Origin of the sequence: Curtobacterium sp. DN_7.5, assembly GCF_022655355.1 — a bacterium.
In the GTDB taxonomy this organism is placed as follows: Bacteria; Actinomycetota; Actinomycetes; order Actinomycetales; family Microbacteriaceae; genus Curtobacterium; species Curtobacterium luteum.
Genome location: NZ_CP093378.1, coordinates 1,310,819 through 1,324,805, shown reverse-complemented (window position 1 = coordinate 1,324,805; position 13,987 = coordinate 1,310,819). Strand labels below are relative to the sequence as shown.

Annotated in this window: 15 protein-coding genes and 1 riboswitch; of the genes, 8 read left to right on the top strand and 7 right to left on the bottom strand. The window is 74.2% G+C overall.

The window, feature by feature from the left end:
* Window positions 1–128: 128 nt before the first annotated feature.
* On the top strand, window positions 129–770 hold the full coding sequence (locus tag MON03_RS06185) for a GntR family transcriptional regulator (protein WP_242091105.1): 642 nt from the start codon (window positions 129–131) through the stop codon (window positions 768–770).
* Window positions 767–2,020: an MFS transporter gene (locus tag MON03_RS06180; RefSeq protein ID WP_242091103.1), complete on the top strand. Its 1,254-nt coding sequence runs from the start codon at window positions 767–769 to the stop codon at window positions 2,018–2,020. Before MON03_RS06185 ends, MON03_RS06180 begins: the two co-directional genes overlap by 4 nt.
* Before the next feature lie 338 nt (window positions 2,021–2,358).
* On the opposite strand, the gene MON03_RS06175 is transcribed toward MON03_RS06180, so the two are convergent.
* Window positions 2,359–3,294, bottom strand: coding sequence for an NUDIX domain-containing protein (locus MON03_RS06175; protein WP_242091427.1), 936 nt, complete (start codon window positions 3,292–3,294; stop codon window positions 2,359–2,361).
* 85 nt (window positions 3,295–3,379) lie between these two features.
* A riboswitch (TPP riboswitch) is annotated at window positions 3,380–3,474 on the top strand.
* Between MON03_RS06175 and thiM the strand changes: the two genes are divergently transcribed.
* The 3 genes from thiM to thiD all read left to right on the top strand — a co-directional run bounded on the left by thiM (window position 3,463) and on the right by thiD (window position 6,529).
* Window positions 3,463–4,320: a hydroxyethylthiazole kinase gene (gene thiM, locus MON03_RS06170; RefSeq protein ID WP_242091102.1), complete on the top strand. Its 858-nt coding sequence runs from the start codon at window positions 3,463–3,465 to the stop codon at window positions 4,318–4,320. It overlaps the preceding riboswitch by 12 nt.
* Complete coding sequence (gene thiE / locus MON03_RS06165) at window positions 4,317–5,036, top strand: thiamine phosphate synthase (RefSeq protein WP_242091099.1); 720 nt, start codon at window positions 4,317–4,319, stop codon at window positions 5,034–5,036. Before thiM ends, thiE begins: the two co-directional genes overlap by 4 nt.
* A complete protein-coding gene (thiD, locus tag MON03_RS06160) occupies window positions 5,033–6,529 on the top strand; it encodes a bifunctional hydroxymethylpyrimidine kinase/phosphomethylpyrimidine kinase (protein WP_242091097.1) in 1,497 nt (498 codons plus the stop codon). Before thiE ends, thiD begins: the two co-directional genes overlap by 4 nt.
* A gap of 49 nt (window positions 6,530–6,578) precedes the next feature.
* On the opposite strand, the gene MON03_RS06155 is transcribed toward thiD, so the two are convergent.
* From MON03_RS06155 to MON03_RS06140, 4 genes are all read right to left on the bottom strand, one after another.
* Window positions 6,579–7,082 carry a metallophosphoesterase family protein gene (locus MON03_RS06155; protein ID WP_175329630.1) on the bottom strand — a complete coding sequence of 168 codons (504 nt, stop codon included), beginning with the start codon at window positions 7,080–7,082 and terminating at the stop codon, window positions 6,579–6,581.
* Window positions 7,079–7,552 carry a MarR family winged helix-turn-helix transcriptional regulator gene (locus MON03_RS06150; RefSeq protein WP_242091095.1) on the bottom strand — a complete coding sequence of 158 codons (474 nt, stop codon included), beginning with the start codon at window positions 7,550–7,552 and terminating at the stop codon, window positions 7,079–7,081. The genes MON03_RS06155 and MON03_RS06150 overlap by 4 nt, the downstream gene beginning before the upstream one ends.
* Window positions 7,553–7,644: 92 nt before the next feature.
* Window positions 7,645–8,106: a VOC family protein gene (locus tag MON03_RS06145; protein WP_242091094.1), complete on the bottom strand. Its 462-nt coding sequence runs from the start codon at window positions 8,104–8,106 to the stop codon at window positions 7,645–7,647.
* 17 nt (window positions 8,107–8,123) lie between these two features.
* Complete coding sequence (locus tag MON03_RS06140; protein ID WP_350355097.1) at window positions 8,124–8,480, bottom strand: GNAT family N-acetyltransferase; 357 nt, start codon at window positions 8,478–8,480, stop codon at window positions 8,124–8,126.
* A gap of 29 nt (window positions 8,481–8,509) precedes the next feature.
* Here MON03_RS06140 and MON03_RS06135 point away from each other — a divergent pair, with 29 nt between their 5' ends.
* The gene (locus tag MON03_RS06135; RefSeq protein ID WP_242091093.1) at window positions 8,510–9,157 is read left to right on the top strand and encodes an NADPH-dependent F420 reductase; all 648 of its coding nucleotides are present in this window, start codon (window positions 8,510–8,512) and stop codon (window positions 9,155–9,157) included.
* Between the two features lie 165 nt (window positions 9,158–9,322).
* On the opposite strand, the gene MON03_RS06130 is transcribed toward MON03_RS06135, so the two are convergent.
* Window positions 9,323–10,303, bottom strand: a complete 981-nt coding sequence (locus MON03_RS06130; RefSeq protein ID WP_242091091.1) for an aldo/keto reductase — start codon at window positions 10,301–10,303, stop codon at window positions 9,323–9,325.
* Window positions 10,304–10,428: 125 nt separating this feature from the next.
* Here MON03_RS06130 and MON03_RS06125 point away from each other — a divergent pair, with 125 nt between their 5' ends.
* Window positions 10,429–11,586 (top strand): hypothetical protein, encoded by a 1,158-nt coding sequence (locus tag MON03_RS06125; protein WP_242091089.1) that lies wholly within the window; start codon window positions 10,429–10,431, stop codon window positions 11,584–11,586.
* Between the two features lie 4 nt (window positions 11,587–11,590).
* On the opposite strand, the gene MON03_RS06120 is transcribed toward MON03_RS06125, so the two are convergent.
* Complete coding sequence (locus MON03_RS06120) at window positions 11,591–12,448, bottom strand: LysR substrate-binding domain-containing protein (RefSeq protein WP_022903942.1); 858 nt, start codon at window positions 12,446–12,448, stop codon at window positions 11,591–11,593.
* A 122-nt stretch (window positions 12,449–12,570) separates the two neighbouring features.
* Here MON03_RS06120 and MON03_RS06115 point away from each other — a divergent pair, with 122 nt between their 5' ends.
* Window positions 12,571–13,896 carry an MFS transporter gene (locus tag MON03_RS06115; protein ID WP_083882064.1) on the top strand — a complete coding sequence of 442 codons (1,326 nt, stop codon included), beginning with the start codon at window positions 12,571–12,573 and terminating at the stop codon, window positions 13,894–13,896.
* Window positions 13,897–13,987 lie beyond the last annotated feature (91 nt).

Genomic DNA, 13,987 nt, shown 5'->3' with positions numbered 1-13,987 from the left:
TCGTTGACGTTGGCCGCCAGCGTATCCGTGCGGCTCGCACCGCGCCGAGGACGATGTCGGGACGTCACGCGACCGTCACGGGACGGAAATGCGTGCAGCGTTGCATGCAAGGCGTAGACTCGGTGCTCGTGACCGCCCCGATCAGCACCACCGCAGCGTCCGACCGGGCGTACGACCACGTCAAGCGAGCCATCATCCGGGGTGACCTCCCCGGTGGCACCGCCATCAGCGAGAACGCGCTCTGCCAGGAGATCGGCGTGTCGCGGACACCGGTGCACGAGGCCTTCCTGCGACTCGCGGCGGAGGACCTCATCACGCTGGAGTCGCGGAAGGGTGCCGTCGTCCGGCCGATGTCCCCGAACGAGGCCGCCGACGTCCTGGAGATGCGGGAGGCCATCGAGTCCACCGCCGCGGCCCGGGTCGTGCGCGACGGCCGGGCCGCCGACGTCGGCCCCGCGCTCCTGGCCGTGCTCGGCGAGCAGCAGCACGCGGTCGCGGACGGTGACGTCGACCGCTTCGTCGAGCTCGACGCCGAGTTCCACGGCGCGGTCATCGGGGCGTCGCGGAACGGCATCGCGGTCATGTTCGCCCGGACGCTCCGGGACCGGCAGCAGCGGCTCCGACACCAGCTCATGCGGCTCCGGCCCGAGCAGCTGCAGGCGTCGCTCGACGACCACCGTGCGCTGGCCGCGGCGCTCGAGGCCGGGGACGCGGCCCGCTACGCGGCGGTCCTCCACGAGCACGTCGCCTCGCACCGGGGCGCCCTGTGAGCGCGGCCGACGCCAGCACGGGCAGCGTGCCGACGACGGGGTCCGTCGCCGTTCCGCAGGCCCGCGCCCTGCCGTGGGTCGCCGTGTGGGGCGCGGTGTTCGTGTGCTCCTGGGGCGGCAACCAGTTCTCCCCGCTCCTGCTCATGTACGAACAGCGGCAGCACTACTCGTCCGTCCTCGTCACCGTCCTCCTCGGGGTCTACGTCCTCGGGCTCGCGCCGGCCCTGCTCGTCGCCGGGTCGCTGTCCGACCGGCACGGTCGTCGCCCGCTCATGCTCGTCGGCATCGGCACCGCCGTCGTCGGCAGCGGGCTCCTGGCCCTCGGACCGCTCGGGCCGGGGTTCCTGGCGGTCGGTCGGCTGTTCTCGGGCGTGACGGTGGGCATCGCGATGGCGGTCGGCAACAGCTGGGTGAAGGAGCTGTCGCAGGGACGCTTCGACCCGCGCGCGGACGCCGGGGCCGGAGCACGACGGGCGTCCCTGGCGTTCACGCTCGGGTCCGCGTCCGGGGCGCTCGTCGCCGGGCTCATCGCCCAGTGGGGCCCCGTCCCGGAGGTCCTGCCCTTCCTCCTGCACATCGTCGTCGCCCTGCCCTTCGCAATCGTGGTGTGGCGGACGCCCGAGACGAACACCACCGGCGGCCTGCCCGGACCGTGGTGGCGCCAGCTCCGGGTGCCGAGCGCCGGCCACCGACGCTTCACCCGGGTCGTGCTCGTAGCAGCCCCGTGGATCTTCGGGTCCGCGGCGATCGGCTACGGCTACCTGCCGACACAGCTCACCGCGGCGACCGGGTCGTGGGGGCTCGTCTTCGCCACGGCGACGACCGTCGTCGCCCTGGGCGTGTCGAGCGCGATGCAGCCGATCGCGAAGCGCGTGCACTCGGTGACCTCGGCCCGCGGACTCGCGGTCGCGGTGGCGCTGATGACGCTCGGCATCGGGGTCGTCGGCCTCGCGGTCGTCGCGCAGTCGGTGTGGATCGGTCTCGCCGCCAACGTGGTCATCGGCGCGGGGATCGGCACGGCGCTCGTGTCGTCTCTGCTCGAGGTGCAGCGGATCGCGGGTCCCCGTGACCTCGCGGGGCTGACGGGCGTGTTCTACGCGGCTGCGTACGCCGGGTTCCTCGCGCCGGCGGTCATCGCGGCGATCGCGGGCACCGTGCCCGTCCCGGTGATCCTCGGGGTGGTCGTCGCGCTCGGCGTCATCGCGTGGGTCGCGATCACGGTGTCGTCCAGGAGGCACATCCCGGCCTGAGCGCGCCGGCGCCGGCCCGACGGTCGGTCCAGGCCCCGGTCCGGTCGGGTCGAGTCCGGTCCGGTCGGGTCGAGTCCGGTCCGGTCGGGTCGAGTCCGGTCAGGTCGGGTCCGGTCAGGTCAGGTCCGGTTCGGTCAGGTCCGGTTCGGTCAGGTTCGGTTCGGTTCGGTCGGGTTCGGTCCGGCTCGGCCGCGGCGCGCGGCCCGACGCACCGTTCCCTCCGGTCGGTGGCAGTTCCGGTTCCGGAACCCCGACGGTCGTGCACCGGAACTGCCACGAGACAGAGCGAGATCGTGCGCACCTCGGGGACGGTCGCCAGCGCGTGCGCTCACTGTCCGTCACGCCGGCAACGCGTCGCGCAACCACGCCGGGCCGCGCGCACCGGCGCCGAGCGCCTCGACCCGCGAGCGCAGCTCACGGTCCGCCGTGACGACGACCACGGGGGCATCGCCCTCGGCGAGCGCCCGCTCGGCCGCTGCGACGATCGCGTCGTCACCCGAAGCGGGTGCCCGGACCACCTCGACGCCGTGGGCGGCCGTGTCGGGGGCGAGCCGGGCCTCCCCTTCGAGCACCACGGTCCACCGTGGCCACCAGCGCGCGAACGGCAGGTCGAGTCCGGACGCGGCGATCCCGTCCGTAGCGAGCGCGTCGACGCCCGCGACGAGCGTCGCGGCCGCGCCGGCGCGGTCCCGCCACCAGCCGTCCGGTCGGCTGCCGACGACGTTGGCCGCGTCGACGACGACGTGCGGCGTCGTGTCGAGGGCGGCGCGCAGCGTCGGCCAGGAGGCACCGAAGCCGGGGTGCAGCGGGAGGTCGGCGACCTCGTCGACCGGGATCCAGGAGAGCGCGAGGCTCTCCCGGTCCGCGATGACCGGTTCGAACGGCCGGGAGGCGCGCCCGACGACGGTCGTGTAGGTCCAGAACCCGAGGTCGAGGACCGCGGTGTGGCGCAGGTCGACGCCGTCGTGCGGGACGCCTGCCTCCTCGGCGGACTCGCGGAGTGCGCCGGTGACGGCGTCCTCGCCCTGGTGCCGGGCGCCGCCGGGGATGCCCCAGGTGCCGCCGTGGTGGCTCCACTCGACGCGGTGCTGCAGGAGCACGCGGCCGGAGCCGTCGTCGACGAGGAGGCCGGCGGCGCCGAAGCGTCCCCACGCCTTCGTGCCGTCGGGGCCGACCGCCCAGGCGTCGCCGGGGTCACGGGGGCCGGGAGGCGGCCCGGGCGGCGTCGCACGGTCCGCGCCGGGGCCACGGTCCGCACCGGAGAGACGGTTCACACCAGGGACGTCGGGCACCGCTCCACCTTCCCACATGCGCCTGGCCGTGTGTCCGTCGGTGTCGCGCGGCGTCGTGTACGGTGACGCTCGAGACACGGGGTGCCGCGACCGCGGCTGAGATCACACCCGTCGAACCTGCTCGAGCTCGTACTCGCGAAGGGATCGTCCATGCACACTGCTGCGCCCGTACCCACGACCGCCGCGCCGGACCTCGTCCGCCGGACGGCAGACCTCCTCGAGGCCCTCCGTGCCCGTGCCCCGCTGGTCCAGTGCGTCACGAACACCGTGGTGCAGAACGTCACGGCGAACGTGCTCCTCGCGCTCGGGGCGTCGCCGGCGATGGTCGACGTCCGCACCGAGGCCGGACCCTTCGCCCGGGTGGCGGACGGGCTGCTCGTGAACACCGGCACCCCGCACGAGGAGGCTCGGGACGCCGCCGTCGAGGCAGCGACCGCCGCGACGGACGCGGGGACGCCGTGGGTCCTCGACCCGGTGGCGGTCGGGGCGCTGCCGGTGCGGACGGCCCTCGCCCGGGAGCTGCTGGCGCTCCGTCCGACCGTGCTGCGCGGGAACGCCTCCGAGGTCCTGGCGCTGCTCGACGGTGCGGCCGGTGGCCGTGGCACCGATGCCACGGCCGATGCGGACGACGCCCGGTCCGTCGCTCGGGCATCGGTCGGGAGGCACGTGGGCGCGATCGCCGTGTCGGGTCCGGTCGACCTGCTGGTCACCCCCGACGGCACCGTCGTGCGGGTGGCCAACGGCACGGAGCTGCTCACGCGGATCACGGGCGGTGGGTGCGCGCTCGGCGCCGCCGTCGCCGCCTTCGCCTCGGTCGCGGCGGACGCCGGGGAGGCCGCGGTGGCCGCGACCGTCGTGCACACCCTCGCGGCCGAGCTCGCGGCGCGGGACGCCGGCGGTCCCGGCACGTTCCAGCCCGTGTTCCTCGACCGCCTGGCGACCCTCACCCCCGATGACGTCGTGCGTGGGGCCCGGGTCGCCACCGAGGCGTCGGACGGCGACCGGTGACCGGGGTCGGGTTCCCGGGCGGTCGGTCGGACGTCGGCGTGTACCTCGTGACGGACACCTCGCTCGCGGGTCGCCACGGTCACGGTGTCGTCGAGGTCGTGCGGGCAGCCGTCGCCGCGGGCGTCCGGACCGTCCAGGTGCGGGACAAGCACGCGTCGGCGCGGGACCTCCTGGCCCTGAGCGTCGCCGTGGCAGACGCCGTCGGGGCCCGGGCGACGGTGGTGGTCGACGACCGGCTGGACGTCGTCCTCGCCGCGCGGCACGCCGGGCACCGGGTCGCCGGGGTGCACCTCGGCCAGTCCGACGTGCCCGTCACCGTGGCCCGGGCGCTGCTCGGACCGGACGCGCACGTCGGCCTGACCGCCAACACGTCGGAGCACCTCGACGCCGTCGCTGCCCTGCCGTCCGGGACGGTGGACCTGCTCGGCGTCGGGGTCGTCCACCCCACGACGACGAAGGCCGACCACCCGGAGCCGCTCGGCGTCGCCGGGTTCGGTCGGATCGCCCGGTCGACCGGTGCACCGTGCGTCGCGATCGGCGGCGTGACCCTGGAGGACGTCGCGGCCCTGCGCGCGGCGGGTGCTGCCGGCGTCGCGGTGGTGTCCGGCATCTGCGCGGCGCCCGACCCCGGGGCGGCGGCGGCCGCGTACGTGACCGCCTGGCGGACGGGCGGTGCGCGCGATGGTGCACCGCGCCTCCAGGCCGGTGCCTCGTGACCGGCGTCGTTCGCGTCCTGAGCATCGCCGGGACCGACCCGACCGGCGGGGCCGGACTGCAGGCAGACCTCAAGAGCATCGCCGCGCACGACGGCTACGGCATGGGCGTCGTCACGGCGCTCGTCGCGCAGAACACCAGGGGCGTGCGCTCCGTGCACGTCCCGGACACGGGGTTCCTGCGCGAGCAGCTCGATGCCGTGTCGGACGACGTCGTCATCGACGCGGTCAAGGTCGGGATGCTCGGCACCGCGGACGTCGTGGCGACGGTCACGGGCTGGCTGGCGGAGCACCGTCCGCCCGTCGTCGTGGTGGACCCGGTGATGGTGGCGACGAGCGGCGACCGGCTGCTCTCGGCCGATGCCGAAGCCGCCCTGGTCGACCTGTTCGTGCACGCGGACCTGCTGACGCCGAACCGGGCGGAGCTGCGGGTGCTCGGCGACCTGGCGCGTCGCACGACCAGCGGCGCGGACCGGGCCGGAGGCGCGACCGCCGTCGACGGCGTGGGCACGGGCGGTCCGCTCGACGACGCGGCGCTCGTGGCGGCGACCTGGGACGTGCTCGTCCTCGCGAAGGGCGGTCACGACGACGGCCCGACCTCGGACGACGTGCTCGTGGCACCGGACGGACGCGTGCGCCTGTTCTCCGGCCCCAGGGTGCTCACCGAGAACACGCACGGCACCGGTTGCTCGCTGTCCAGCGCGATCGCCACGCTCGCCGCTCGCCACGGAGACTGGGAGGTGGCCGTCCGCGCTGCCAAGCGGTGGCTCACGACCGCGCTCGAGCACGCCGACGCGCTCGACGTCGGCGCCGGGAACGGCCCCGTCGACCACGGCGCGGCGACCCGCGCAGCACTGCCACCGGTCTCCTGGACCGATGCGTGGTGGGACGACGTCGCCGAGGTCCGCGAGGACCTGCTGCACGACGAGTTCCTCCGCGGCCTCGCCGACGGCACGCTGCCGACCGCGGCGTTCGAGGGGTACCTCGCGCAGGACGTGCACTACCTCCGCGCGTACGAACGCCTCCTCGCCCGCCTCGCCGCGGAGTCGGACGGCCCGGCCGCGGCGTTCTGGAGGACGGCGGCGGAGGGGTGCGCCGCCGAGGCACGCGACCTGCACCACCGGCGTCTCGCGGGCTCCCACGAGGACGACCCCGTGCACCCGGTGTGCGCCGGCTACCTCGCGCACCTGCAGGCGGCCGCCGACACCGGGTCCACCGCGGTCCTCGCCGCCGCCGTGCTGCCCTGCTTCCGGGTGTACGCCTGGGTGGGCGCGCGGCTCGGCACCGCTCCCGAGGGGCACCCCTTCGCGGACTGGATCGGATCCTACGGTGACCCGGCCTTCGCGGCGGCGAGCGCCGAGGCCACGTCGTGGGTCGAGCGTCTGGCAGCGACGGCGACCGGCGCGGAACGGGGGCGGATGGCCCGGGCACACCGGCGGTCGACACAGTGGGAGGCTGCGTTCTTCCGGATGCCGTCCGGGTTCGTGACGGTCTGAGCGCCGCCGACCGTGACCGGCCGTGCTGCGCGGGGGCAGGTCGGCGACGTCAGCGCGGGGGCAGCCGCACGAGCTCGACGTGCAGGTCGCGGCCGTCCACGGTGCCCCGCATCCAGGTGTGGTCGGGTTGCCGGCGGCGGTCGGTCGGCGAGCCCGGGTTGAGCAGGCGCAGCCCGGAGTCGGCGACGGTGTCCCACGGGATGTGCGAGTGCCCGAACACGAGCACGTCGACGTCCGGGTACGCCGCTGCCGTCCGGCGCTCACGACCGGTCGCCGCGCCGGTCTCGTGCACGACCGCGAACCGGAGGTCCTCGACTGCGCACCGGGCCACGAGCGGGAGGCGGTCGTCGAACTCCGGCCCGTCGTTGTTGCCGCGGACGCCGACGAACCGGCGTGCACGGCCGGACACGGCGTCGAGGGTCGCGAGGTCCACCCAGTCCCCCGCGTGCACGACCAGGTCCGCGGCGTCGATGTCGGCCCAGAGCCCGGGCGGCAGGTCCTTCGCACGCTTGGGCAGGTGCGTGTCGGAGAGCAGGACGAACGAGGTCGTCACGAGGCGTCGCCGCGCGCCGGCATGGGCAGTCCGGACTCGTCGGCGGTGCCGAGCCGTTCGAGCAGCCCGGCGAGCAGCGCGACGTCGTCGTCGGACCAGTCGGCGAGGCGTTCCTCGAGGGCGTCGCGGTGCAGCCGGACGGACCGCTCGAGTGCGGCGCGCCCGTCGTCGGTCGCGACGAGGGGCTTGGCGTTGCCGGTCCCGCCGTCGGTGGTGCGCACGAGCCCGGCGGCGAGGAGGCCGGACAGCTGCCGCGAGATCGTCGACCGGTTCAGCCGCAGGTACCGCGCGATGTCGATGGCCATGCAGCCGGGGTGCTCGACGACGAAGTCCACGAGGGACTGGTCGACCACGCTGAGCACCTCGTCCGCCCCCCGCGCCCGGATGCTCGCTCGTCTCGTGATCCGCGAGAGCTCGGCGTACGCCCGTCCGATGTCGGCGTTCCGGACATCGGACCTCGGGTGGTCCATGGTGGCTCCTGCCTGTTCCCGGTGCTGTGGCCTCCGAGGGTACCGACGGAGCGGATGGCCCCGTCAGCGACCCGCCGAGGCCGGCCGCGCTGTCAGCGACCCGCCGCCGCGGCCCGCAGCGCGGCGATGTCGAGCTTCTGCATGTCCATCATCGCCTCGTACACGCGGGCGTTCGCTGCGCGGTCGCCCGACCCCGTCATGAGCTCCCCCATCATCGACGGGGTCACCTGCCACGCCAGACCCCAGGGGTCGAACAGCCAGCCGCACATGGACGGTCGGCCGCCGTCGGCCAGGAGCGCGTCCCAGACCCGGTCGAGCTCGTCCTGGGTGTCGACGTCGACCTGGAACGACACCGCGTCGGAGTGCGGGTGACCCGGTCCGCCGTTCATCGCACGGTACGGCCGGCCGAGCAGCGTGAACTCGACCACGAGGACGTGCCCGTCCGGCGTCTCCGCCACGCTGTCGATCCGCGAGTCCGCGAACAGCGACACGTAGTGCTCGGCGGCCTGCCGTGCCTCGTCGTCGTACCAGAGGAAGGGGGTGATGGTCGTCACGGTCGGGTCCTGTCCTGTCAGTCGGCCACGCCGCGGCTGAGCAGCCCGGCCCGCTCCGGGTGCTCGTCGAACCACTGCCCGACGAACCAGCACATCGGGACGACGCGCTTGTCGGACGTCCGCTCGACCTCGTCGACCGTGTGCTCGACGAGCGCGGCGGCGTAGCCGTGGCCGCGGTGCTTCGGCACCGTGTACGTGTGCGGGAACGCGATCGCGTCCCCGTTCTCGCGGTAGTCGAGGACGGTCACCAGTTCGCCGTCCACGTACATGGCGTAGCGGTGCTCGTCGGGCTCGTGGCGGAACTCCTCGGTCATGCCGCCATCATGCTCTCGGAACGGCGTTCTGCTCGCCTGACGTCTGCCCGGCCCGGGAATGCACCCCGTTCCCGCGCGTTGCGTCCTGCATGACCACGATCGGCATCATCGGAGCAGGCAACATCGGATCCCAGCTGGCACGCCTCGCCGTGCAGCACGGCCACGAGGTGGTGATCGCCAACTCCCGTGGCCCGGAGACGCTCACCGACCTGGTGGACGAGCTCGGCCCGTCGGCACGTGCCGCGACCCGCGACGAGGCGGCGGCAGCCGGGGAGGTCGTCATCGTCACGACCCCGCTCGCCGCGATCGAGATCATCCCCGTCGAGCCGCTCTCCGGCAAGGTCGTCATCGACACGAACAACTACTACCCGCAGCGCGACGGGCACATCGCGGCGCTCGACGACGAGACGACGACCACCGCGGAGCTCCTCCAGGCCCACCTGCCCGCCTCGCACGTCGTCAAGGCGTTCAACCACATCGGCGCCGCGGACCTCACCGGTCACGCGACCCCGGCGGGCACGGCCGACCGCCGTGCACTCGTCATCGCCGGTGACGACGAGGGCGCCAAGCAGACCGTCACCGCGCTCATCGACGCGTTCGGGTTCGACGTCGTCGACGCCGGGCCGCTCGCCGAGGGGTGGCGCATCCAGCGCGACACCCCCGGGTACGGTCCGCGCCTGACCGCGGACGAGCTCCGTGAGGCGCTCGCCGCCGCGAAGCGGTACCGCGACCAGTAGGTCGGCACGGGCCGCGTCGGCGGGCGGCGAGACTCGCGCTGAGCGACAGATCGCGCGCGTGCGAGCGCGAGAACGGTCGCCCACGGCGAGACTCGCCGCCGCCGCGAGACTCGCCGCAGCCGCCGCGAGACTCCTCGCCGCCGCCGCGAGCCTCGCCGCCGCGCCTCAGCGTCGCGCGGTCGCGCCGTCGAAGATGACGGTCATCTCGGTGACGTCCTCCTCGGACGGTGCCCACGCGGCGCCGGCCTCGGCGTTCTGCGTGATCTGCTCCGGCTTCGTCGCCCCCGCGATGACGCTCGACAGTCCGGGTTGGGCCAGCAGCCAGGCGAACGTCGCCTGCAGCATCGTCACACCCCGCTGGTCGCAGAACCGCTGGAACTCGTCGAGTACGTCCCACGGGGCGTCGGCCAGCAGCTGCGGCTTCGACGTGCTGAGGCGTCCGTCCGCCGGTCCGCCCGCCTTCGTGTACTTGCCCGTGAGGAGCCCGTTGTACAGCGGGAAGTACGGCAGGAACCCGAGGGCGTACGCCCGGACGGCGGGGAGCACCTCGTCCTCGACGCCGCGCGCCAGGGGGCTGTACTCGTTCTGCGCCGACACGAACTGCGTGGTGCCGGCGATCGATGCGGTGAGCTCGGCCTCGGCGATCTGCCACCCGGCGAAGTTCGAGTGGCCGACGTAGCGGATCTTGCCCTCGCGGACGAGGTCGTCGAGCACGGAGAGCGTCTCCTCGATCGGCGTGACGCTGTCCGGCGCGTGCATCTGGTACAGGTCGATCCAGTCCGTCCCGAGGCGTCGGAGCGACGACTCGACCGCGAGCCGGACGTAGCGCCGGGAGCCGCGCACTCCCCAGTCCGGCCCGTTCGCACCCTGCATGTCGAGGCCGAACTTGGTCGCGAGCACGATCTCGTCCCGGCGACCGGCGACGGCCTTCCCGAGCATCTCCTCGCTGAGGCCGGGACGACCGCCGTAGATGTCCGCGCAGTCGAACAGGGTGATCCCGGCGTCGAGTGCGGCATGCACCACCGCGTCGGTGCCCTCCTGCGTCTCGGAGGCGGTGCCCGGCCGTCCGAAGTTGTTGCAGCCGAGGCCGACGGTGGACACGACGAGCCCCGAGGGCCCGAGCGGACGGTGTTCGATTCCGGTCATGCCCCGACCGTACCGGCGACCGGCCGCGGACGGCCCCGAACTGGGGATGCGCCCGCCCGGGGGCTCCCCGATACAACTGAGTCTGGATCAGACCAGCGGAGGGAGCTGCAGTGGCGTCGCATCGCATGCCGGAGTCCGAACGACCTCGTCGGCCGGTCCCCGCCTGGGTCACCGCTCCCCCGGAGGACGGCCTGGAGGCACGCCCCGCGCCCGCCACGACGGCCGCCGCCCCGCCCGTGGCCGGTCCGCCCGTGGCCGGCCCCACGGCGGTCGTGGCCCCGGCCCCCGCGGGTGTCGCCGCCGCGGCTCCTGCTGCTGCCGCTGCCGATGCCGCTGCTGAGGTCGGTGCCGCGGACCCCGTCGCCGGTGCGTCCGCCCCGCTCGCCGACGTCGCCGGTGCGTCCGCCCCGCTCGCCGACGTCGTCGTCCCCGACTTCCCGCCGGACCAGGACCTCCTGCCGCCGGCGCCGACCTCCCCCGCGGTCCACACCCTGCCGTTCGACCAGCTCCTGACCGCGTCCCCGGCACCGGTCTCCCCGGTCGACGCCGGTCCGCTCGCCACCCCCGCGGCGGCGGCTCCGGCCCCCGTCGCTCCCCCGGCACCGGCCGTCCCGACGGTCGGGCAACCGCGCTTCTCGGTCCCGGGCCTCGAGCACGTGGTCGTGCAGGGCACCGAACCCGAGCCGACCGGACCCGTCGGGTACCGCACGCCCGCGCGGTTCGCCGCCCGCCAGGGTGTCGTCGCACCGCCGCTGACCACGGACGCATCCGCCGGCGCCGCGGCACTCGCTGGCGCACCCGCGTCCGCTGTCGGACCGGGCCTCCCGGTCGCGCCGCAGGCCGACGCGGCGCCGACCCTCGCCGCGCCCGTGGTGCGCGAACCCGCCCCGACCGAGCCGATCCTCCAGTCCGGCGCAGCCCCGACGGAGGCGACCGCCGCGGACCCGGCGACCACCCGGCGACTCGGCGCGACGCCCGGAGCCGTCCTCGGAGCGCTGGCCGGACTCGCCACGCTCGGACTGGCCGCATGGTGGTTCACCGCGCCGGCGACCGTGCACGGGGTCGGGGTGCTCCTCGGCGTGCTCGCTCTCGTGGTGTCGATCGTCGTGCTCCGCGACCGGACCGCCACCTGGCAGCGGCCCGTCGCGCTGCTCGGTGCCGTGCTCGGCGCTGTCGGCACCCTGGTGCTGCTGTGGGCGGTGGCCTCGGCGCTGCTGCCGGCGGCCGGCATCACGTTGCCCGACCTCACCGGGACCGGGACCGTCCCGACCGTCGCGCCGTAGGCCGTCAGACCGCGCGGATGACGCCGCGGGACAGGATCGCGTTCGTGAGGGCGTCCACGGGCTCCCGCTGCGTCGTCGGGTTCGCGATGAGGACGTAGTCGACGGCGGGCAGGTCCGGCAGCGCCAGCCGCTGCGACACCTTCACGAGGTCCGCCGGGATGAGCGAGTGCGGGAACACCGCGACGCCGATGCCCGCCCGCACCGCCGCGAGCACGCCGTTCACGTCGCGGGTGTTGCACGTGATCCGCCAGGTACGCCCCGCGGCCTCGAGCGCGTCGATCGCCATCTGCCGGCTGATGCTCGGCGCCTGGTAGACGATGAGCGGCACCGGCTCGCCCGCTTCGAGCGCGATGCCGTCCTGCGCCATCCACACCATCTGGTCGGTCGCGACGCGGGTGCCCTCGGCGGACTCCCCCGCGGTCTGCTTGATGAAGACGAGGTCGAGCTGGCCCGCGTGCACCCGGCGCAGCAGCGGCGCGGACTGGTTCACCGTGAGCTCGAGGTTCACCTGCGGGTGCAGGCGCCGGAAGTCCCGGAGGATGCGCGGCAGCTGGGTGATCGCGAGGTCGTCGGCGGCGCCGAAGCGGAGCCGCCCGCGGGTCGCCGCCCCGGAGAAGTACGCGTCCGCCGTCGCGTGTGCCGCGAGGATCGTCCGCGCGAACCCGGCCATCGCGTCCCCGTTGTCCGTGAGCGTGACCCCGCGGGTGTCCCGGGCCACCAGGGTCCGTGCCACCGCTGCCTCGAGGCGACGCACGTGCTGCGACACCGTCGGCTGGCTGATCCCGAGTCGGACCCCGGCGGCCGTGAAGCTCTGCGTCTCCGCGACCGCGAGGAAGGTCCGCAGCAGCACCGGGTCGAGCACGGCGGTACCCCCTCATTCGACATCGCAATGGACTGATAGCAACCATACGGGGATCGAATGGGCTGCGGACAAGTAGTTTCGAACGGGTACCGTTCCGCCCCCGATGTTCGGAGACCCCAGCCGTGAGTGCGTCATCGACGACCCTCCCCCCGCCCACCGAACCACTGCCCGTCATCGCCGAACGTCCGCCGTGGCGGCACACCCTCATCGCGCTGTCGGTGCCGAACTTCCGGATCTTCACGGCGACGAACCTCGTGGCGATGACCGCCGGGTGGATGCAGCGGATCGCGCAGGACTGGCTCGTGCTCCAGCTGACCGGGTCGGTGGCACAGGTCGGCATCACCGTGGCGTGCCAGTTCGCGCCGATGCTCTTCTTCGGCCTCTTCGGCGGGGTCATCGTCGACCGGTTCTCGAAGCGGGCGCTGATGATGCTGACGCAGGGCGCGTTCGCGGTCCTGTCGCTGCTGCTCGCCGTGCTCACCCTGACCGGCGTCGTGGAGGCGTGGCACATCTGGGTGATCGCGTTCCTCGTCGGCATGGTCACCGTCGTCGACAACCCGGCACGTCAGGTGTTCGTGACGGAGATCGTCGGCCACCAGCACCTCCGGAACGCGATCAGCGTCAACTCGAGCGTGTTCCAGCTCGGCGGCATGATCGGGCCTGCCCTGTCGGGGGCGCTCCTCGTGGCCGTCGGGGCAGGCTGGTCGTTCGGGGTCAACGCCGTCGCGTGCGCCGCGGTGGTCGTGACGCTCGGGTTCCTCCGCGTGTCCGAACTGCACCGGACCCCGCCGGCACCCCGGACCAAGGGGCAGCTCGTCGAGGGGCTCCGGTACGCGATGCGCAAGCCGACCATCCTCGTGCCGGTGGTGCTCATGGCGTTCTTCTCGGTGTTCGCGCTGACGATGCCCGTGCTGCTGTCGGCCTTCGCGTCCGAGGTGTACGACGTCGGGGCCGGTGGCTACGGGGTGTTCAACTCCGCGGTCGCGATCGGGGCCCTGGCCGGGGCGCTGCTGTCCACGCGGCGGGCGGTGGTGCGGCTCCGCACGATCGTCGGCGGGGTGTTCTGGACGGGCGTGCTGCTCGTGGCCACCGGGCTCGTGCCGGTCATCGCGCCGTTCACGGTGGCACTCGTGGCCGTCGGGATGTCGCAGCTGCTGTTCATGACCGCGTCGAACTCGCTCGTGCAGCTGTCCTCGAACGTGGCGATCCGCGGCCGGGTGATGTCGCTGTACGTCCTCGTGCTGCTCGGCGGACAGGCGATCGGCGGGCCGGTGATGGGCCAGGTGGTGGACCACTTCGGGGCGCACGTGGGGATGGTCGTCGCGGGAGGCGTGCCCGCGGCCGCGGCCGCGGTCGTCGCGCTCGTGCTCGCGCGGCGGGGCGGCCTGCACCTCGCGGTGCGGATGCGGCACCACGTGCCGGTGCCCGCGATCGTCGGGCACCGCTGAGGCGCGCGGCCCGCGGCCCGCGGCCCGCGGCGCGGGCCGCCGCACAACCAAAGTCGCTTCGCACCGCGTGATCGCGCGGTGCGAAGCGACT

Excerpts from the sequence above, each read along its gene's own strand:
- thiM (WP_242091102.1), top strand. The coding sequence starts at position 3,463 with ATGCACACTGCTGCGCCCGTACCCACGACCGCCGCGCCGGACCTCGTC.
- MON03_RS06150 (WP_242091095.1), bottom strand. The coding sequence starts at position 7,552 with ATGGACCACCCGAGGTCCGATGTCCGGAACGCCGACATCGGACGGGCG.
- MON03_RS06135 (WP_242091093.1), top strand. The coding sequence starts at position 8,510 with ATGACCACGATCGGCATCATCGGAGCAGGCAACATCGGATCCCAGCTG.
- MON03_RS06130 (WP_242091091.1), bottom strand. The coding sequence starts at position 10,303 with ATGACCGGAATCGAACACCGTCCGCTCGGGCCCTCGGGGCTCGTCGTG.
- MON03_RS06125 (WP_242091089.1), top strand. The coding sequence starts at position 10,429 with ATGCCGGAGTCCGAACGACCTCGTCGGCCGGTCCCCGCCTGGGTCACC.